At 63.2% G+C, this 18,087-nt stretch carries 17 protein-coding genes and 1 tRNA gene; 4 read left to right on the top strand and 14 right to left on the bottom strand.

Annotation, left to right across the window (positions count from 1 at the left end; genetic code table 11):
• Nucleotides 1-40 precede the first annotated feature (40 nt).
• The 14 genes from EA473_RS03985 to EA473_RS04050 form a co-directional block, all read right to left on the bottom strand.
• Nucleotides 41-1,564, bottom strand: coding sequence for an NADH-quinone oxidoreductase subunit N (locus EA473_RS03985; RefSeq protein WP_124194371.1), 1,524 nt, complete (start codon nt 1,562-1,564; stop codon nt 41-43).
• The gene (locus tag EA473_RS03990) at nt 1,564-3,093 is read right to left on the bottom strand and encodes a complex I subunit 4 family protein (protein ID WP_124194372.1); all 1,530 of its coding nucleotides are present in this window, start codon (nt 3,091-3,093) and stop codon (nt 1,564-1,566) included. The genes EA473_RS03985 and EA473_RS03990 overlap by 1 nt, the downstream gene beginning before the upstream one ends.
• Nucleotides 3,090-5,126 carry an NADH-quinone oxidoreductase subunit L gene (gene nuoL / locus EA473_RS03995; RefSeq protein ID WP_124194373.1) on the bottom strand — a complete coding sequence of 679 codons (2,037 nt, stop codon included), beginning with the start codon at nt 5,124-5,126 and terminating at the stop codon, nt 3,090-3,092. The genes EA473_RS03990 and nuoL overlap by 4 nt, the downstream gene beginning before the upstream one ends.
• Before the next feature lies 1 nt (nt 5,127).
• Nucleotides 5,128-5,433 (bottom strand): NADH-quinone oxidoreductase subunit NuoK, encoded by a 306-nt coding sequence (gene nuoK / locus EA473_RS04000; protein WP_124194374.1) that lies wholly within the window; start codon nt 5,431-5,433, stop codon nt 5,128-5,130.
• The gene (locus tag EA473_RS04005) at nt 5,430-5,897 is read right to left on the bottom strand and encodes a hypothetical protein (protein ID WP_124194375.1); all 468 of its coding nucleotides are present in this window, start codon (nt 5,895-5,897) and stop codon (nt 5,430-5,432) included. Before EA473_RS04005 ends, nuoK begins: the two co-directional genes overlap by 4 nt.
• Nucleotides 5,894-6,175, bottom strand: coding sequence for an NADH-quinone oxidoreductase subunit J (locus EA473_RS04010; RefSeq protein WP_124194376.1), 282 nt, complete (start codon nt 6,173-6,175; stop codon nt 5,894-5,896). Before EA473_RS04010 ends, EA473_RS04005 begins: the two co-directional genes overlap by 4 nt.
• Before the next feature lie 2 nt (nt 6,176-6,177).
• Nucleotides 6,178-6,639 carry a NuoI/complex I 23 kDa subunit family protein gene (locus tag EA473_RS04015; RefSeq protein ID WP_124194377.1) on the bottom strand — a complete coding sequence of 154 codons (462 nt, stop codon included), beginning with the start codon at nt 6,637-6,639 and terminating at the stop codon, nt 6,178-6,180.
• Nucleotides 6,636-7,730 (bottom strand): complex I subunit 1/NuoH family protein, encoded by a 1,095-nt coding sequence (locus EA473_RS04020; protein WP_124194378.1) that lies wholly within the window; start codon nt 7,728-7,730, stop codon nt 6,636-6,638. Before EA473_RS04020 ends, EA473_RS04015 begins: the two co-directional genes overlap by 4 nt.
• Complete coding sequence (locus EA473_RS04025; protein ID WP_124194379.1) at nt 7,727-9,382, bottom strand: NADH-quinone oxidoreductase subunit D; 1,656 nt, start codon at nt 9,380-9,382, stop codon at nt 7,727-7,729. Before EA473_RS04025 ends, EA473_RS04020 begins: the two co-directional genes overlap by 4 nt.
• Entirely contained in the window at nt 9,379-10,086 is a 708-nt protein-coding gene (locus EA473_RS04030; RefSeq protein ID WP_124194380.1) for an NADH-quinone oxidoreductase subunit B, read from the bottom strand. The genes EA473_RS04025 and EA473_RS04030 overlap by 4 nt, the downstream gene beginning before the upstream one ends.
• Nucleotides 10,083-10,496 carry an NADH-quinone oxidoreductase subunit A gene (locus tag EA473_RS04035; RefSeq protein WP_124194381.1) on the bottom strand — a complete coding sequence of 138 codons (414 nt, stop codon included), beginning with the start codon at nt 10,494-10,496 and terminating at the stop codon, nt 10,083-10,085. Before EA473_RS04035 ends, EA473_RS04030 begins: the two co-directional genes overlap by 4 nt.
• Before the next feature lie 196 nt (nt 10,497-10,692).
• Nucleotides 10,693-11,331 carry an AIR carboxylase family protein gene (locus tag EA473_RS04040; RefSeq protein WP_124194382.1) on the bottom strand — a complete coding sequence of 213 codons (639 nt, stop codon included), beginning with the start codon at nt 11,329-11,331 and terminating at the stop codon, nt 10,693-10,695.
• Between the two features lie 90 nt (nt 11,332-11,421).
• Complete coding sequence (locus tag EA473_RS04045; RefSeq protein WP_124194383.1) at nt 11,422-12,585, bottom strand: 5-(carboxyamino)imidazole ribonucleotide synthase; 1,164 nt, start codon at nt 12,583-12,585, stop codon at nt 11,422-11,424.
• Nucleotides 12,586-12,734: 149 nt separating this feature from the next.
• Nucleotides 12,735-14,891, bottom strand: coding sequence for a PAS domain S-box protein (locus EA473_RS04050; protein WP_124194384.1), 2,157 nt, complete (start codon nt 14,889-14,891; stop codon nt 12,735-12,737).
• A 554-nt stretch (nt 14,892-15,445) separates the two neighbouring features.
• Between EA473_RS04050 and EA473_RS04055 the strand changes: the two genes are divergently transcribed.
• The 4 genes from EA473_RS04055 (at nt 15,446) to EA473_RS04070 (ending at nt 17,889) form a co-directional block, all read left to right on the top strand.
• Nucleotides 15,446-15,835, top strand: a complete 390-nt coding sequence (locus tag EA473_RS04055) for a hypothetical protein (protein ID WP_124194385.1) — start codon at nt 15,446-15,448, stop codon at nt 15,833-15,835.
• Between the two features lie 107 nt (nt 15,836-15,942).
• Entirely contained in the window at nt 15,943-16,356 is a 414-nt protein-coding gene (gene ribH / locus EA473_RS04060) for a 6,7-dimethyl-8-ribityllumazine synthase (RefSeq protein WP_124194386.1), read from the top strand.
• 4 nt (nt 16,357-16,360) lie between these two features.
• Entirely contained in the window at nt 16,361-17,509 is a 1,149-nt protein-coding gene (locus tag EA473_RS04065; protein ID WP_124194387.1) for a pyridoxal phosphate-dependent aminotransferase, read from the top strand.
• A 277-nt stretch (nt 17,510-17,786) separates the two neighbouring features.
• Nucleotides 17,787-17,889 (top strand) — tRNA-Gln (locus EA473_RS04070).
• The last annotated feature ends 198 nt before the right edge of the window (nt 17,890-18,087 follow it).

Raw genomic sequence — 18,087 nt, forward strand, 5'->3', positions numbered from 1 at the left:
GACCCCGTCGGGTAAAAACTACCGGGTTTCCGTGGACGGATCAGGCGACGACGACTGCCGCCGCGTCCAGTGCAGTGTCGACGACCGGACCGAAACCGGGGAGCAAGACGACCGTCATCACCGCGGCGAAGACGATGGCCGCGTACAGCCCCGTCGGCTGGCTCAGCGAGTCGCGTTCGACGACCGGATCGTCGATCCAGACGGCCTTGACCAGCCGCGCGTAGTAATAAAGCGAGAGCGCGCTGTTGACGACGAGCGCGGCGGCGACGACGAGCAAGCCGGCCTCGATCGCGCCGGTAAACAGGAAGTACTTGCTGAAGAAGCCGCCGAAGGGCGGTATGCCGGCCAGACTGAACATGAAGACCGCGAGCGCAGCGCAGGCGATCGGCGCTTGCTTCGCGAGTCCGTTGTAGTCCTCGAACGTCCTGCCGACGCCCCAGTGTTCGGCCAGTCCGACGAACAGGAACGCGCCGGTGTTCATGAAGCCGTAGACGAGCAGGTGCATCATCGCCGCACCCATGACGGTCTCGCTGCCAGCGCCGAGGCCGGCGAGGCCGATTAGCGCGTAGCCCGCGTGTCCGATCGAGGAGTACGCGAGCATGCGTTTGACGTTGTCCTGGGTCGCGGCCGCGAAGTTGCCGACCGTCATCGTGACGACCGCGAGGATGACGAAGGCGACCGTCCAGTCGACGCCGATGAGTTCCGTGGTGACGTCGAGCGGGAACGCGGTCGTGAACACGCGGAACGCGATCACGAAGCCGGCCGCCTTCGAGGCCGACGAGAGGAACGCGCTGATAGGAGCGGGCGCGCCCTCGTACGCTTCAGGGGCCCAGAAGTGGAACGGAACGCTCGCGGTCTTGAACGCGAAGCCCCCGATCAACATCAGGATGCCGAGGCCGAGCAAGCCGCCGAAGTCGCCGCCGTCGCCGGCCGCGAGCGCCTCGAGTTCGACCGCGATCGCGTCGAGTTGCAGGAAGCCGGTCGCTCCGTAGACCAGCGAGATCCCGTAGACGAAGATCGCCGACGAGAGCGCGCCGACCAAGAAGTACTTCAGGCCGGCCTCGACGCTGCCGCGGTTGTCCTTCAGGATCGAGACGAGCGCGTACGACGGCAGGCTCGCCAGTTCGAGGGCGATGAAGATGGTGACGAGGCTGTTCGCAGCGGCCATCGTCGCCATCCCGGTCGCCGCGAGCATGACGAGCGAGTAGTACTCGGCCTGGTAGGCGTGGCCCTCCATGTAGTCGTAGCTCGCGACCGAGACGAGTGCGGTGACGACCGCGACGACGATCATGAAGTAAAGCGCCATCTGGTCGACGATCAACTGCCCGTCGAACAGTTCGATGACGCCGAAGCCGTCCATCCCCGGCGCGCCGACTCCGGCGGCGGTGAACCAGACGGCGACGGCGAGTGCGGCAAGCGAGCCGGCGGTCGCCGTCCCGGCGAGTATCGTCCGGTTCGTCGACCGCGGACTGATGCTGTCGATGACGAACAGCGCCAGCGCGGTGCCGGCCAGGAGCAACATCGGTGCGAGTGCGGCCCACTCGGGTAGCTCGACGAGTACCATTATAGCTCACCTCCCTCGAGTATCGGATCGACAGCGTCGGTTATCATCTCGAATATCAGGTCGGGGGCGACGCCTAGGGCGATGATCAGTCCGAGCAACACGAACATCGGCGCGACGTCGTGAAGCGGTGCCCGACGGACGTCGTAGTCGGTCTCTAAGTTGTACGGTCCGAAGACGGCCCGCTGCATCGCAAACAGCAGGTAGCCAGCGACGACGACGATGCCGAACATCGCGAGCGCCGTGAATATCGGCGCGTACTCGAGGAACTCGGAGCCGAACGCGCCGAAGAAGATGAAGTACTCCGCGGCGAAGCCGCTCATCAGCGGCAGACCCATGTAGCCGAACGCGCCCGCGATGAGGATGCCGACGGCGACGGGCATTCGGTCGGCCATCCCGGACATGTCGGTGACCATCCGGGTGTGGGTCGCGTTGTAGATGACGCCGACGGCCATGAACATCAGTCCGGAGATGAGGCCGTGACTGACCATCTGGAACGTCGCGCCCCCGACGCCGAACTGGGTGAACGCGATCAGGCCGAGAATAACGTAGCCCATCGACGACACCGAGGAGTAGGCGACGATCCGTTTCAGGTCGGTCTGTGCCAGCGCGAGCATCGCGCCGTAGATGACGCTGATCACCGCGATCACCGCGATCGGAACCACGAACGGTTCGATGACGTCCGTGGGGAACATCGTGAAGTTGAATCTGAGCAGGGCGTAGGTCCCCATCTTCAACAGAATGCCGGCCAACAGTACCGACGCCGGCGTCGGCGCTTCGACGTGAGCGTCGGGGAGCCACGTGTGGAACGGAACCACCGGTACCTTCACCGCGAACCCGATGAACATCGCGACGAACACCGCCGACATGAGCGTCGTTCCGCCGACCCCGAAGAAGCCGTCGGGGCCCCCATCGAGCATCGCTGCCGTGATCTCTGGCAGAGCGAAACTCGTGACGGCGTCGCCGAGACCGAAGACGAGCGCGATAAAGGCACCGAACATCAGAAGCGACGCCACGTTCGTGTAGACGAAGAACTTGATCGCGGCGTACTTCCGACGCGGACCGCCCCAGATGCCGATCAACAGATACATCGGGATCAGGACGGCCTCCCAGAAGATAAACCAGAGGAAGAAATCAAGCGCCACGAAGACGCCGATCAGGTTCGCCTCGATGAACAACACGAGTCCGTAAAACTGGGATTCGCGGTCGTCGATCGGCGTCCACGAGCTGACGATCGCGAGCGAGACGAGGATCGTCGTCAACACGACCAGCGGCAGCGAAATCCCGTCGAGCCCGACGAACCACGAGATGGCGTACGCGCCGAACTGAATCCACTCCGCCTGGGATTCGAAGGCGAGTTCGCCGCCCAGCAAGGCGTTCCCGCTGCCGTCGAACGTCGCGAACATCCACAGCGACAGCGCCGCGGGGATCAGACTGATCGCGAACGCCAGTTTGCCCGCGATGCGATTCGGCGCGAGAAACGTCACGAGCGCGCCGATCAGTGCGACCCCGATCAGTGCTTCGATCATCATATGAACCACCCTCCAGCGTAGCCGAGGACGAGCAGTAAGACGATGAACCCGGTCACGATGAGTGCCGCGTAGTTCGTCACGATACCCGTCTGCAGTCGTTTCATGCGATCACTGCCGAACAAACTCGCGGTCGAGACACCGTCGACGGCCCCGTCGATCGCGGTTTGATCGAACCGGTCAGCGGCTCGAGACAGCGGTAACGTAAGCCCCTCCGCGAGCCAGACTTGGTACTCGTCCTGGTAGTAGTTCGCCTCGACGACGTCGCCGATGCGTCCGAGCCGATCCCGGTAGACGACCGGTTCGGGCACGTTGTACAGTTTCCAGGCGGCCCCAGCGCCGGAGAACGCGAGCAGCAACGAGAGGCCGGCGGCGATCAGGACGGTCGTCTCTTCGGTTCCGATGAAGCCACTGTCGTAGTGGGCCAACTCGGCGTACGCACCGTACGTGACCCCTTCGATCGCGCCGTACTCGCCGTCGAGCCAGGACTCGAGGAACGTAAACTCGAGCCCGGTGAGCTTGTACACCGGTGCGAGGTTAGCCGCTCCGGCGACGACGGCGAGAACGCCCAGCACGATGAGCGGCGCTTTGATCGACCAGCCGATCGGATGCGGATCTTCGGCGGCGTCCGACCGCGGTTCGCCGTGGAAGGTCAAAAAGACCATCCGGAACGTGTAGAAGCCGGTGAAGAAGACGGCGACGAGCCCCATCGCGTACGCCGCGAGGATGATCGGCTCCTCGAGGCCGACGATGAACGCGTCGTACAGAATTTCGTCTTTGGACCAGAACCCAGAGAACGGGATGATCCCCGCGAGTGCGAGCGCACCGGCGAGGAAGGTCCAGTAGGTGACGGGCGCTTTCTCCTTGAGTCCGCCCATCTTCCACATGTCCTGTTCGTGGTGCATGAGGACGATGACGGAACCGGCCCCGAGGAACAAAAGCGCCTTGAAGAAGGCGTGGTTCATCAGGTGGAAGACGCCGGCGACGTAGCCGCCGACACCCAGTCCCAGCATCATATAGCCGTACTGGCTGATCGTCGAGTACGCCAGCACCTGCTTGATGTCGTCTTTGACGACGCCCATCGTCGCGGCGAAGAGCGCGGTGAAGCCGCCGACGAACGCGATGATCGCGAGCGCCGTCGGGCTCAACGCGTAGTAGCCGAACATTCGGGCGACGAGGTAGACGCCGGCCGCGACCATCGTCGCCGCGTGAATGAGCGCGGAGACGGTGGTCGGGCCTTCCATGGCGTCGGGAAGCCAGGTGTGGAATGGGAACTGTGCGGACTTGCCGAGCACGCCGCCCAGCACGAGCAGCCCCGTGATCGTCACCCACGTCTGGGCGTCGAAGCCGAACAGGGTCGTGCCGTCGTCGATCGCAGTCTGTGCGGCGGCGACGAACGAGTCGTCGCCCGCAAACTGTAGCGTTCCGAACGTCGCCGCGATGGCGACGACGCCGACCAGGAAGAAGTAGTCACCGAACCGGGTGACGAGAAACGCCTTCTTCGCCGCCGACGGGGCGGATTTCGTCCGGAACCAGAAGCCGATCAACAGGAACGAACACAGGCCCACGAGCTCGAAGAACATAAACGCCATCAGCAGGTTGTCCGCGTAGACGAACGCGAGCATGCTGAACGTAAAGAGCCCGAGGCCGGCGTAGTACCGCGGCAGCCCGGTCTCGCCCTCGGCGTTCATGTACCCGAGGCTGAAGACGTGGACGAGGAATGCGACCAGCGAAACGATGACGAGCATCAGCGCCGCCAGCGGATCGATCAGGATGCCGAACGTGAACTCGATCCCCGTGACGTCGGTGGCGCTCGTCGCGTCGCCGATCGCCCACTCGTACAGCGTCTCGTGATACACTTCGCCGCTCGCGACCGCCGCGAGCATCAACGCCGAGAGGAGCAACGATCCTCCGGTTGCGATGATGCCCGGAATGGCCCCCTTCTTCGGCAGGTAGTTGCCGAAGGCGAGGGCGACGACGAACGCCACGAGCGGGAACACCGCGATCGCCGGCGCGTAGTTGAATACACCTTCCATCTTACCACCTCATCGTCGTCGGAACCGTGACGTCGACGTCACGGAAGTTGCGGTACAACACCAGGATGATACCGAGCCCGACGGCGACCTCTGCGGCGGCAAGCGCCATGACGAACAGGCCGAACACCTGCCCCGTGAGGTTGCCGTGGTAGAACGCGAACGCGATCAGATTGATGTTCGCCGCGTTCAACATGAGTTCGACGGACATCAGGAACATCAGTGCGTTTCGACGCGTCAGGATGCCGAACAGCCCGATGCAGAACAGGGCCATCGAGAGCAGGACGTAGTACTCGATCGCGACCGTCATCGAGTGTCACCTCCCGTCTCGCCCGCCCCGTCCGCATCGTCGCTCGAGTCCCCGCGGCCGCCGTCGGTGGCGGTCGTCCGGTCGGAACTGCCCGCACCGGATCGGGTTCCGTCTCCGGGACCCTGCCGCTGGCTCACGAGCGGCGTGACCGGTTCGCCCTCCTCCTCGCGTTTGGCAAGGACGAGCGAGGCGTCGAGTGCCGCATCGAGCGTGACGGCGATCAGCAAGAACGCTGCGAGGAAGGCTTCGGTGTCGGGGATCGAGCCCTCGGTCGACTGTAACGCATCGAGATCGAACATCGCGTAGCCGATCTCGGCCGTGATCGAGTCGACGCCCTCGAAGCCTTCCATCTCGGGCGAAAAGCCCGTGTTCAGAGCGATCATCGCCATGAGTCCGAACAGGACGACCGCGAGGATACCGGGTGCGAGCGCCCCGCCGAGTCTGAGTTCCGGTCGGTTCGTCATGTCCGAGTCACCTCGTCCGTCTCCGCCTCTGTCTCCGGTTCCTCACGCTGGGTCAGCATTACCGCGAACGTGATGAGGATGAGCACCCCGCCGACGTAGACGAGGATCTGCATCATCGCGACGAACTCGGCCGCGAGCATCACGTAGAAGACGGCGACGCTCAGTAACGCAACGCCGAGCATGAGCGCCGAGTGCCAGGGGTCCTTCAGGAGGACCACGCCCAGCGCGCTGGTGAGCGTCACGAACGCAAACAGCGCGAACGCGATCGTATCCAACATTGTTACTGGTAGTCGACCTCCCCTTCACCCTCCCCGATCCACGCGCCCCGGTCGGGTTCGCGCGACTCGAGCGGGTCGATATCCTTGTACCACGGTACCGATTTCAACTGTTCTTTGTTGTAGACGAACTCGTGTTTGGTGTCAGCCGTAAACTCGAAGTTCTGCGTGAGCAAAATGGCGTCGACCGGACACACCTCTTCACAGAGCCGACAGTAAATGCACTGTCCGATGTGGAGGTTGTACTGTTCGCCGTTTCGCTGGTCGTCCATCACGATCTGAATCGTATCGTTCGGACAGACGTTCTCACACTGGCGACACCAGATACACCGTTCCTGGCTGAACTTGTGGACGCCCCTGAATCGGGGGGAGACGTCCGGTGCCGTTTCGGGATACTCGACCGTGAACGTCGAGCCGTCCAGTGCGTGTTTCATCGTCGTCGCCATGGATTTGAGTAGTCCGATCATGCGATCACCCCTACGATTGCCGCAGTGAGAGCGAGATTCGCAAAGGAGAGAACCAGCAGTCCCTTCCAGCCGATCTCGATCAGCTGGTCGATACGGACGCGTGGAATCGCCGAGCGGAGCCACTGGGTGAGCAAGAACACCGCCCAGATCTTGAGCAGGAACCAGACGATTCCGAGTTCAGCGGGTCCGGGTCCGGCCGGGCCGCCGAGGAAGATGGTCGCGATGATCGCCCCGCCGAGGAAGATGTGGAGGAACTCGCCGAGGTAGACCAGCACGAAGTAGACCGAGGAGTACTCGGTCTGGTAGCCGGCGATCAGCTCAGCCGGCGCTTCCGGCATGTCGAATGGGTTCCGTCCGACCTCGGCGAAGTTCGCGATCAGGAACAGCACGAATGCGAACGGGTTGACCAGCGCGAACCACGCCGGCACCGCCCACTCGAGGCCGGGAATCGTAAACAGCGTCGTCTCGGTCTGGACCGCAACGATCTCGCTCATTCGCAGTGAGCCCGCAAAGAGAACGACCGACATCCCGGTGACGACCAGCGGAATCTCGTAGGCGATGTTCTGTGCGACCGCGCGCAGTCCACCGAGCATCGAGTACTTGTTGCCCGACGCGTAGCCGGCCATTATCAGGCCGATCGAGGCGATGCCGGCGACAGCGAAGACGAACGCCAGACCGACCTCGGGATCTGCGAGGTGGATGCCGCTTCCCATCGGGATCACGGCGAAGCCGAGCAGCGCCGAGCCCGCGATGACGATGGGGGCGAGGTCGTACGCCGGGCGATCCGCGTTCTCCGGAATGATGTTTTCTTTCGAGAGAAGGCGGACCGCGTCGGCGACGATGATGAAGATGCCGGCCGGACCGAGGTGGTTAACCGCGATTCGATCCGTGAAAGCGGCGGTAATCTTCCGTTTCGCCCACGGCCCGGCGACGCCGGTCATCGCCAACATCAGATTGGCGATGATGAACGCGCCGAGAAACGCCGCGAGCAACTCCCCGGCGACGCCCAGTTCCCCGAGACCGGTCAGATCCGCGATCCGCTCGGGCAACAACACGGTGTCGCCGTTTTGTAGGGGGACGGCCCCGTTCATCGATCCACCTCCCCGAGCACGATGTCGAGGCTACCGAGCGAGGCGATCAGGTCGGGAATGTACTCGCCTTCGGACATCTCCCCTAACGCTTGCAGGTTCGAAAAGCACGGGCTGCGGATCTTGAACCGGGCCGGCTTGTCCGTTCCGTCCGAGCGCATGTAGATGCCGAGTTCGCCCTTCGCTGCCTCGACGGCGCGGTAGGTTTCCGTATCCGCGTCCGGCTTCAGCGTCCGCGGAACGTTCGCCTGTACCTCGCGGTCGTCTTCCGGCCAGTCCTCGAGCAGGTCGAGACACTGTTCGACGATCTTTGCCGACTCTTCGACTTCCTCCATTCGACAGAGGACGCGAGCGTAGTTGTCACAGCCGTCGCGCGTAACGACGTCCCACTCCAGGTTCTCGTAGTAGCCGTAGGGGTCGTCTCGACGGAGGTCGTAGTCGACACCGGAGCCGCGAGCGACGGGACCCGTACAGCCGTAGTCTTTCGCGACGTCGGGTTCGAGAACGCCGGTGTCGATACACCGCGTCTGGAAGATCTCGTTGGTCGTGATCAGATCGTTGTACTCCGCGACTTTCGCCGGCAGTTCGTCGAGGAAGTCCCGCGTCTGCTCGAAAAAGTCCTCGCGGGGTTCGGGCAGGTCCCAGGCAACCCCGCCGACGCGGAAGTAGTTGAACATCATCCGCTGGCCGGTCAGATCTTCCAGGATGTCCTGGACCAGCTCCCGGTCGCGAAACGTGTACATGAACGTCGCGGTGAACTCCCCGTAGACGTCCAGCGCGAACGTCCCGAGTGCCAGCATGTGCGAGGCGATCCGACACAGCTCCGCGCCGAGCGTGCGGACGATCTGTGCGTACTCGGGGACGTCGATGTCCGCGAGATCCTCGATCGCCCGCGCGTACGCCCACTCGTTGAGCAGCCCCGACGACACGTAGTCCCAGCGGTCGGGGTAGGGCATGATCTGGTGGCGGTAGGTTCCCTGCTGGCACATCTGCTCTTCACAGCGGTGCAGGTAGCCGATGTCGGGCTCGAGGTCGGCGATCGTCTCCCCGTCCAAGACCGTCTTGACGTGGAGGACGCCGTGAGTCGCCGGGTGGTGGGGCCCGACGTTCAGGAACATCGTATCCGACTCGGGATCTCTGTGGTCGGACTCGAGCGGGTTCGCGTGTTCGGTGAGTGTGACGACCTGCGGTTTCTCCTGGTCGTAATCGGCCGACAGAGGGTGACCTTGCCACGTCTCCGGGAGCAGAATTCGGCGGAGATCGGGGTGGCCCTCGTAGCCGATTCCGACGAGGTCGTAGGCCTCGCGCTCGTGCCAGTCGGCCGTCCGGTAGACGGGTTCGGCGCTTTTGCTCACCGGATCGGAAAGCGGCGTCGGTACGACGATGCTGACCTCGTCGGTCGGATCGGCGTACTTCTTGAGGTGATAGATCGTCTCGAAGCGGTCCTCGTACTGTTGTGCGGTGACACAGGAGCAGTGGTCGTAGCCCGCCTCGTCGCGCAGATCGAACAGGACGTCCTGAACGTCGTCGGGATTGACGACGAATCCTGGAGCGTTGAGGTGTTCGTCTCGTGCGAGGGCGCGGTCACCGATCAACGCCTCGAGTTCGGCCTCGCCAGTTTCGGCGTCCGACTGCGTCTCGATTCCGGTGCTCATGGCGAATCAGCCCAGTTGTATCGCATGACGAGGTCGTCCTCGTCGATTTCGCTCGCGAGTTTCTGTACCAGTTCGTCCTCCGGGAGGTCGCCGAACTCCTCGAGTTCGTACGGTTTGACCACCACGGGAGAGGATTCGCCGTTCTGGATCCGCTCTTGCAGTTTGAGGATGCCGTAGATCAGCGCCTCGGGACGAGGGGGACAGCCCGGAACGTGAATGTCGATCGGGATGATCTCCTCTGCGCCCTTGACGACGTTGTATCCCTCCTGGAACGGGCCGCCAGAGATCGTACACGATCCCATCCCGACCACGAACTTGGGCTCGGGCATCTGATCGTAGACCCGCTTCATGCGGGGACCGAACTTCGAGACGATCGTTCCCGGAACGATCATGACGTCGGCCTGGCGGGGGGAAGCGCGGGGAACGCCCGCGCCGTATCGGTCGACATCGTGTTTGATCGCGTACGTGTGGATCATCTCGATGCTACAGCAGGCGATGCCGAACTGCAGCATGAACATCGAGTTCCCGCGGACCCAGTTCATGAACTGGTCGAACTTCGTGAGGATGAACGGCGACGTGCCGAACGCCTCCCGAAGCTTCGAGTTGAACCGGTCGTCGACGCCTTCGCCCATCCGCGCCTCGCGAGTATCCGTCGACGGAGCGGTGCTACCGTGGATCGTTTGCCGTGGTTCGTCGCTACTCATGATCGGTTACTCTCTGTCTCCACCTGACGAGTCGTCTGTGCCCACTGTACAGCGCCGTTTCGCCACGCCCACGCGAGCCCGACGAACAGGATGAGGACGAACGCGACCATCGGCCCGAGAATCTCGAGCAACGAGACGGCATCGGATTCGATCGCATCCAGATACACGACCGCCCACGGAAACAGGAGGACGGTTTCGATATCGAAGACGACGAACAGAAGCGCAACCATGTAGTACTGGATGTTAAACCGAATGCGCGTCCCGCCGGTCGGCACCTCGCCACTCTCGTAGGTGGCACGTTTGCTCGTTTCTGGAACGCTCGGCCGCAGGAGATACGATACCGCCATCATTCCGAGCGGTATCAATAGCCCCACGAACGCCAACGCCCCTATGGCTATCCAGTCGTTCATCTCCGTAACGTCCGAACGTTCAAACCGCACCCACATAAGGGTTGATTGTTCGTTTTTCCGGTAAACGCAGGCCAAGCGGGGGTTTCAGTGCCGAACGAAAGTCCCGTATTGACACGGAGTAGACGCGATGTCGAGCCATCCGCCGAGATAGGCGACCTGCACCGGTGTTTCCCACCCGACACGGAGTATCAATCCATTACCGTTCGCGTTCTTGAAACGCAGCCGTGCCGCCGTCGTGGAGATCCCTCGAGACCGTACCCACGGCTTCGCGAAGATCTTCGTGGTAGGCAAGGAGTCTGTCACGAACCTCGTCGTACTGGCGGGCGAGAATCTGGGCCGCCGACAGCGCCGCGTTGAACGACTTGCCCGCGTCGACGGCGACGATCGGCGCGCCCGTCGGCATCCCGATCACGCTGTCGACTGACTTCTCCTGGACGGGAACGCCGATGATCGGCAGCGGGAACGCGATCGAAGCCGTCATGTTCGGCAGATCCGCGGACTTTCCGCCGGCACCCGCGATGATCACCTCGAGGCCGCGATCTTCTGCCGTTTCGGCGTACGCGGTCATGAGATCCGGCGTCCGGTGGGCCGAGGTCACGTACGTCTCGAAGGTGAATCGCTCGTCGGGCGGATTTTCGTAATCGGTCTGCTCGTCGAAGCCGAGTTCGTCGACGAAGGCGTCGTACGCGCCGCGGCGCTTTCCGCCCGTCATCATCGTCTCGAGGTCCGAGTCGCTGCCCATGACGATGCCGACGTCGGGTGTCTCCTCGGACGGTCGATCCTGGTCGGCTTCGCGGTTCAACCGATCGATCAGGTCGCGAACGCTGTCGCTCATACACGAGGGTGGTCGTGGAGGTGACTTCAATGGGCGGTAAACGAAGCGAACGCGCACCGTAAGCGAGTCGGGTTCGATACGAAGCGACGGTCAGTCCCGGAACGTGACGACGTCCTCGAGGTCGCGGGCGGTCTCCAGCAACTCGTCGACGGCCGTGTTCTCGTCGCGTCCGGACACCGTCACGTGTCCCATCTTCCTGCCCGGACGCGCCTCCCGTTTGCCGTACCAGTGGAGGTGTGCGCCGGGCGTCTCGAGGACGCGGTCGACGTTTCGAAGCTGTGCGTCCCGACTCTCCTCGACGTCCGCCAGCAGGTTGGCGAGCGCCGTCGGCGAGCGGAGTTCGGTCGAGCCGAGCGGCCAGCCGAGGACGGCACGGACGTGCTGCTCGAACTGCGAGCTCTGGGCTCCCTCGATCGTCCAGTGACCCGAGTTGTGCGGGCGCGGCGCGATCTCGTTGAGCAACACGTCTCCGTCGGTGGTTTCGAAGAGTTCGATACCGTAGACACCGCGGCCGTCCATCACGGAGAGAACGTCCTCCGCGACGGCCAGCGCCCGCCTTTCGACGGCCTCGCTCGAGCGAGCGGGGACGACCGTCTCCCGCAGGATTTCGTCGACGTGAACGTTCTCCCCCAGGGGAAACGTGGCGACGTCGTCGACGCCGTTGACCGCGATCACCGATACCTCGCGTTCGAACTCGACGAACGACTCGACCATCGCGGGGCCGGCGACCGACTCGAGGGCCGCGTCGGCGTCGTCTTTCGACTCGACTGGAACGTTTCCGCGGCCGTCGTAGCCGCCCGTGCGAGCCTTGAGCATCACCGGCGCGCCGTAGTCGTCGATGGCGTCGCGGATATCGTCGGCGTTCTCGACCCCGCGAAACGGCGGGACGGGAACGCCAGCGTCCGCGAGCTCGCGTTTCTGGACGAGCTTGTCGTGGATCGTCTCGAGCGTCGCCGGCTTCGGGTGGACCGGCGTTCCGGTCTCCGCCTCCACGCGCTCGAGGACGGTCTGGTCGGCCAGTTCGATCTCGAAGGTGAGGACGTCGGATCGGTCGGCGAGTTCTCGAATCCCATCCTCGTCGTCGAAGTCGGCGACGATCTGGTCGCGAGCGACCGTCGCTGCCGGACAGTCCGGCGTCGGGTCGAGGACGATCAGATCGACGCCAAGCGGTGACGCAGCCTCCGCGAGCATTCGACCGAGCTGTCCGCCTCCGACGACCCCGACCGTCGGTCCCGGCGTCTCGAGCGTAGTCATTGCGCGGCGGTTGACGACGGCTGTGCTTAAGGATTCGCAAATACACACTCGAGGAGAGTCCCTTCCTCCTCGAGAAGGGGTCACACACGGGGGAATCCGGATTTCGAGAGGCACCAACCGAGAATTGGTCACAAATCCGTGACGGTGGATTACGCCCGCGGCAGTTCGATCGAGACGACCGCGCCGCGCGACTCGTGGTCGTCGAACTCGAGTGACCCGCCTGCGCGGGAGACGAACCAGTGTACGAACCAGAGCCCGATCCCCTCCTGGTGAGAGAGCGAGTCGGGGAGCATCTCCGTCGAGAACAGTTCCTCGGCGGTCGTCGGAATGCCCGGTCCCTCGTCGATCACCGAAATCGTAACCGTGTCGGCGTTCGATTCGACCTGGATCTCGACGGTGGGGCGATCACACTCGGCGTGGACGATCGCGTTCTCGAGGAGTTCGACGAGTGCATCGGTGAGGTGATCGCTGCCAACGACGCTGACGGGGGATGGTCCCGTCACGACCGAAACGTCGGCATCGGGGTACGCCGATTCGATTCGTTCGACGGCAGCGTCGACGAGCGGTGCTATCCGACGCGTGTGTCTCGCCGGTTCTTCGGAGAGTAACTGTGCGACTCGACGCTCTTTCTCTGCGAGGGTCACGAGGTCGCGCGCAGTCGTTTCGATCGTCCGGGCCGACTCTGCGAGGGGTCCAGACGTCTCCTCCGCGATCATTTCGGCGTGTCCGAGAACGGTGTTCATGTCGTTTCTGATGTTGTGGCGTAACACCCGATCGAGAACTGCAATACGTTGTTCGCGTTCGATTTTGGCCGTAATGTCGCTCTGTATCGCGACGAACCCCGTCACGTCGTCGTCTTCGTCGATAAGCGGTGCGATCGTCTGATGTGCGTGATACCGATGGCCCGACTTGCCCTCGTCGACGATCCGTTCTTCGAACGTCTCTCCGGCGAGGATCGTTTCCCAGAGACGTTCGAAGTACGATCGAGGCATATCGCCCGAGTTGAGCACGTTCGGTGTTTTCCCGTAGATCTCGGATCGTTCGTACCCGGTCAACTCCACGAAACTGTCGTTGACGTACTCGATGTGGCCGTCACGATCAGTGATGTAGATCGCGTGACCCGCGTGTTCGACCGCACGCTCGAACTGCCGGCGGCGCTGTTCGGTTTCCTTCCGTTCCGTAACGTCCTCCTGAAAGCCGACGAAGTGGGTGACGGTGTCGTCAGTACCGATCGGGGCGATAGTGAGACGGTTCCAGAACGCGCTCCCGTCCTCCCGATAGTTTTTTATCTCGGTCCTGATTGGGGCGTTCTGGTCGAGTGCGTCTCTGATCGCCGACACGGTCTCCGGATCGGTCCCCTCACCCTGGAGGAACCGACAGCTTCGCCCGATCGCTTCCTCCACGTCGTATCCCGTAAGATCGGCGAAAGCCTCGTTCGCGTAGACCAGCGGTTCCCCCTCTCGAGTCGCATCACGGATCGTGATCCCGACCGGGGCACTGTCGACTGCCCGTCGAAGCAACGCCAGATCCCTGTCGAGTTTCGTTTCGGGCGTGACGTCTCGAATCGCCCCTCTGATCACGTTCCGCTCTCCATTGACGGTCACCGGTTCGCCGATCGTTCGAACCCATTTCCACTCGCCTGCCGACGGCTGAATCCGTGCGGTGAGGTCGTACCGCTCGCCCTGTTCGACCGCACGTTCGACTGCGGTTTCGATCGCGTCACGGTCGTCAGGATGGTAAAACGAGAGTGCGTCCTCGAGCGTCGGTTCGTACCGCTTGTCGACGCCGTGAATTCGACGCGTCTCCCGCGTCCAGAACAGTTGCTCCGTCTCGAGGTCGAACTCCCACCCGCCAGTTCGTGCGAGCCGCTCGGTTTGCTCGAGCAGACCTCGCTTGTCAGGCCCATCGACGGTCGAATCCTCCTCGCAGGATGTCTCCGCGTTCTCCCTCCGTGTCTCCGGATCGACTAACAACACGGTTGCCTCGGTTTCCTCGGGTACGATCCAGCCGTAAACCGTTCGCCCGTCCGCGCCGGGACGATCGGAACTCGGCGTTCGGACGGTGATCGACGACGGAACGCCGTCATCGATGGCGTTTCTCAGTTTTCGACGGACCGAGTTCGGTCGCCGACAGAGCAGCGAAAAGACCTCCCGACCGACGAGTGCACCGCGCGTCTCGTCGAACGTGGCGAGTGCGCCGTCGTCGATCGCCGTACACGTCCCTTCCCGGTCGACGGTGAGTCGACCGTCGGTGACGGACTCGAGCGGCCCCGTTTTCGAACTGTCGGTCGATGATCGCCCCTTCATTTCGGCTTAGACCGCTGACAACGGGGGCAACCGTCGGACGTTCCCACCCACGTCTTCGTCGAGGGAGCGCAACGAACGACCCGGATGTCGCGAGTACGCACCGCGTACTGGCCTCTCGAGCCTGAACGGATGGATCGAACGAGTACTGCTCGGTAGATCCGACCCGTGCGTCGACGCTCGGAAGAGTGCCTCGCGACGGGGACCGGCCGTCGATTCGGTCGTCACTACGATAGATCGAACCGGTTTCATTGGTCTCGAGTAGTGTCCAGTCCGTATGTATACCCCAGGAAAAGTACCACGTTCTGGGAGCGTTCCGCTTCCACGATAGCTGCGGTAACCGTGAGAGCGTCGTAGAACTGTTACAACGCAGAGTTCGGCTACGTCACATCCCATCGGTACTAATGACATTTCACCACCCGGGCTGTGCGACGAACTGTCGGCCAAGATTGACTACGGCGACGGAACGAATCTCGATCTCGACGCGAACCTCGAGCGCGATAGTACAACTGTGCTAGACCGATGGAACCAATATCAGTGGGTCTGAAATTATTGGCGTGTATCGACGATCCGTTCTCTCGGCAGGGGCGGTCCTGACGGCGAGTGTAACAGCCGGTTGTTTCGCTGACTCGAGTCGTGCGGAGATAACGGTCGTAGACGGGTACGTCGAACGCGAGAACGACGTCTTCGAGACGATGCTCGAGTTAGAGCGGACGGGCTCTGGCGGAACGTACGAGATTTTCGTTCGGATTGACGATGGAACCGGTAACATCTTTTCGTTCGATCGGATCCACGGAGACGTTTCCGAGGAGGTCAGAAGATCGACCGAGTCCGCACAGACGACGCCTCCCGACGAGATGGGAGAAATAGACGACGAGTACGATGCAACCGCGACGGTGTTCGAGGAGGCCACCCCCATCGAAGAGTTCGACCTCGAGACCCGGTGAAACGCCCAACTCGAGACGAGGAGGCGATCCAGCCAACCGCCGCGAGCGATCCGGCGAGTTCGGCGGAGAACGGTACCTCTTTTACTCACCCTCTCTACCGCTCGCGTATGACCACGCTCGGACTGGTGGTCGCGCAGTTCAATCGCCCGATCACCGAGCAGATGGAGGAGGCGGCTCTCGAGGCGGCGAACGCCGCGGGCGCGGCGGTTTACGACACCGTCCACGTTCCCGGCGCGTACGACGCCCCGCTGGCTGCCGATCGCCTCGCTCGTCTCGAGGAGATCGACGCCGTCGTCGTCGTCGGCACGGTCATCACCGGCGACACCGATCACGATCAGGTGATCTCCGACGCGACGGCCCAGCGGCTGTCCGACGTCAGTCTCGAGCGTGATACCCCCGTTACCCTCGGCGTAACGGGCCCCGGAATGTCTGCCGCGGAAGCGCGCGAGCGCGTCGAAAACGCGGCGAAAGCCGTCGACGGCGCGCTCGACCTCGTTTCCGAACTGCCGAGCCCCGAGTGATACGATGACGATGGAATTCACCGACCGCGTAACCCGAGTCGAACCGTCCGCAACGCTCGCCATCTCCGCGCTGGCCACCGAACTCGAGGCCGACGGCGCGGACGTCGTCGACCTCTCAGTCGGCGAACCAGATTTCCCGACCCCACAGAACATCGTCGACGCCGGCCAGGAGGCGATGGACGCCGGCCACACCGGCTACACCACGTCTGCAGGAATCCTCGAGCTACGCGAAGCGATCTCGCAGAAGCTCGCGGACGACGGCCTGGATCACGGCACCGACGAGATCATCGTCACTCCCGGCGCGAAGCAGGCGCTGTACGAGATCGTCAGCGCGCTCGTCCAGGACGGCGACGAGGTCGTCCTGCTGGACCCCGCGTGGGTCTCCTACGAGGCGATGGTGAAGATGGCGGGCGGCTCGCTGTCGCGCGTCGACCTCTCGCCCCACGACTTCCAGCTCGAACCGGCGCTCGACGAGCTTTCGGATGCCGTCTCCGACGACACCGAACTGCTGATCGTCAACTCGCCGTCGAACCCCACCGGAGCCGTCTATTCGGACGCAGCACTCGAGGGCGTCCGCGACCTGGCGGTCGAACACGACGTCACCGTCATCTCCGACGAGATCTACAAGGAGATCACCTACGGCGTCGAGCCGACCAGCCTGGGAACGCTCGAGGGGATGGCCGACCGCACGGTGACGGTCAACGGCTTCTCGAAGGCCTACTCGATGACCGGCTGGCGACTCGGCTACTTCGCCGGCCCCGAGGAACTGATCGACCAGGCCGGCAAGCTCCACAGCCACTCGGTCTCCTCGGCCGTCAACTTCGTCCAGCACGCAGGCATCGAGGCGCTCGAGAACACCGACGAGGCCGTCGAGGAGATGGTCGAGGCGTTCGAGGGACGCCGCGATCTGGTCGTCGACCTGCTCGCCGAGCATGACGTCGACGTCGCGGTGCCCGACGGCGCGTTCTACATGATGCTCCCGGTGGACGACGACGATCAAGCGTGGTGCGAGGGCGCGATCGAAGACGCCCACGTCGCCACGGTGCCCGGCAGCGCATTCGGCACGCCCGGCTACGCGCGGATCTCCTACGCCGCGAGCGAGGAGCGACTCCGCGAGGGTATCGAGCGGCTGGCAGCGGAAGGGTACCTGTAACGGGATTCCGACCTCGAGGCGCTTTTGTGTAGCATATGGCCACAGAGCCACGGTTGGACGCTATTGAAACGAGATGACCGATCGTTCTCCTCGCGGCGGAAAGTAACACTATAGTGCCCACAGACCTGACTGACGTATACGGAATAGACGTCGAGCGCCGGTGAGTAAATTAGAAGGATTTACGTGTCCCACGCGGTTTCGAACTAGTAGGAAGGCCCGTGGTGGTGAGCAGTCCCGAAGGAACTGCGAGGTACACAGGCCGACGAGTGAAACGAGGAGTCCCGTGGTGTAGTGGCCAATCATCTGAGCCTTTGGACGTGTCCGGTTCCGGCCGTCACGGAAGCGAGCTCAGGACGGCGGTTCGAATCCGCCCGGGACTACTTTTGCGCCGAACAAACCCGTGAGGCGCAAATATCTTCGGCGGTTCGAGCCCAGAAGGCGAGAGGACTCGAGCCTTCGCGGTTCGAATCCGCCCGGGACTATCCTGCTGCGAACAAATCCGCGAGCGGCGAATGTCCTCGCGAACTCGGGCCCAGAGGACGAGCGAACGTGCCGACGATGATCGGCGGCGAGCAACC

Source organism: Natrarchaeobius chitinivorans, assembly GCF_003841505.1.
GTDB classification, from domain to species: domain Archaea; phylum Halobacteriota; class Halobacteria; order Halobacteriales; family Natrialbaceae; genus Natrarchaeobius; species Natrarchaeobius chitinivorans.

Coding starts and splice junctions, on each gene's coding strand:
- EA473_RS03985 (WP_124194371.1), bottom strand. CDS start 1,564: ATGGTACTCGTCGAGCTACCCGAGTGGGCCGCACTCGCACCGATGTTG.
- EA473_RS03990 (WP_124194372.1), bottom strand. CDS start 3,093: ATGATGATCGAAGCACTGATCGGGGTCGCACTGATCGGCGCGCTCGTG.
- nuoL (WP_124194373.1), bottom strand. CDS start 5,126: ATGGAAGGTGTATTCAACTACGCGCCGGCGATCGCGGTGTTCCCGCTC.
- nuoK (WP_124194374.1), bottom strand. CDS start 5,433: ATGACGGTCGCGATCGAGTACTACGTCCTGCTCTCGATGGCCCTGTTC.
- EA473_RS04005 (WP_124194375.1), bottom strand. CDS start 5,897: ATGACGAACCGACCGGAACTCAGACTCGGCGGGGCGCTCGCACCCGGT.
- EA473_RS04010 (WP_124194376.1), bottom strand. CDS start 6,175: ATGTTGGATACGATCGCGTTCGCGCTGTTTGCGTTCGTGACGCTCACC.
- EA473_RS04015 (WP_124194377.1), bottom strand. CDS start 6,639: ATGATCGGACTACTCAAATCCATGGCGACGACGATGAAACACGCACTG.
- EA473_RS04020 (WP_124194378.1), bottom strand. CDS start 7,730: ATGAACGGGGCCGTCCCCCTACAAAACGGCGACACCGTGTTGTTGCCC.
- EA473_RS04025 (WP_124194379.1), bottom strand. CDS start 9,382: ATGAGCACCGGAATCGAGACGCAGTCGGACGCCGAAACTGGCGAGGCC.
- EA473_RS04030 (WP_124194380.1), bottom strand. CDS start 10,086: ATGAGTAGCGACGAACCACGGCAAACGATCCACGGTAGCACCGCTCCG.
- EA473_RS04035 (WP_124194381.1), bottom strand. CDS start 10,496: ATGAACGACTGGATAGCCATAGGGGCGTTGGCGTTCGTGGGGCTATTG.
- EA473_RS04040 (WP_124194382.1), bottom strand. CDS start 11,331: ATGAGCGACAGCGTTCGCGACCTGATCGATCGGTTGAACCGCGAAGCC.
- EA473_RS04045 (WP_124194383.1), bottom strand. CDS start 12,585: ATGACTACGCTCGAGACGCCGGGACCGACGGTCGGGGTCGTCGGAGGC.
- EA473_RS04050 (WP_124194384.1), bottom strand. CDS start 14,891: ATGAAGGGGCGATCATCGACCGACAGTTCGAAAACGGGGCCGCTCGAG.
- ribH (WP_124194386.1), top strand. CDS start 15,943: ATGACCACGCTCGGACTGGTGGTCGCGCAGTTCAATCGCCCGATCACC.
- EA473_RS04065 (WP_124194387.1), top strand. CDS start 16,361: ATGACGATGGAATTCACCGACCGCGTAACCCGAGTCGAACCGTCCGCA.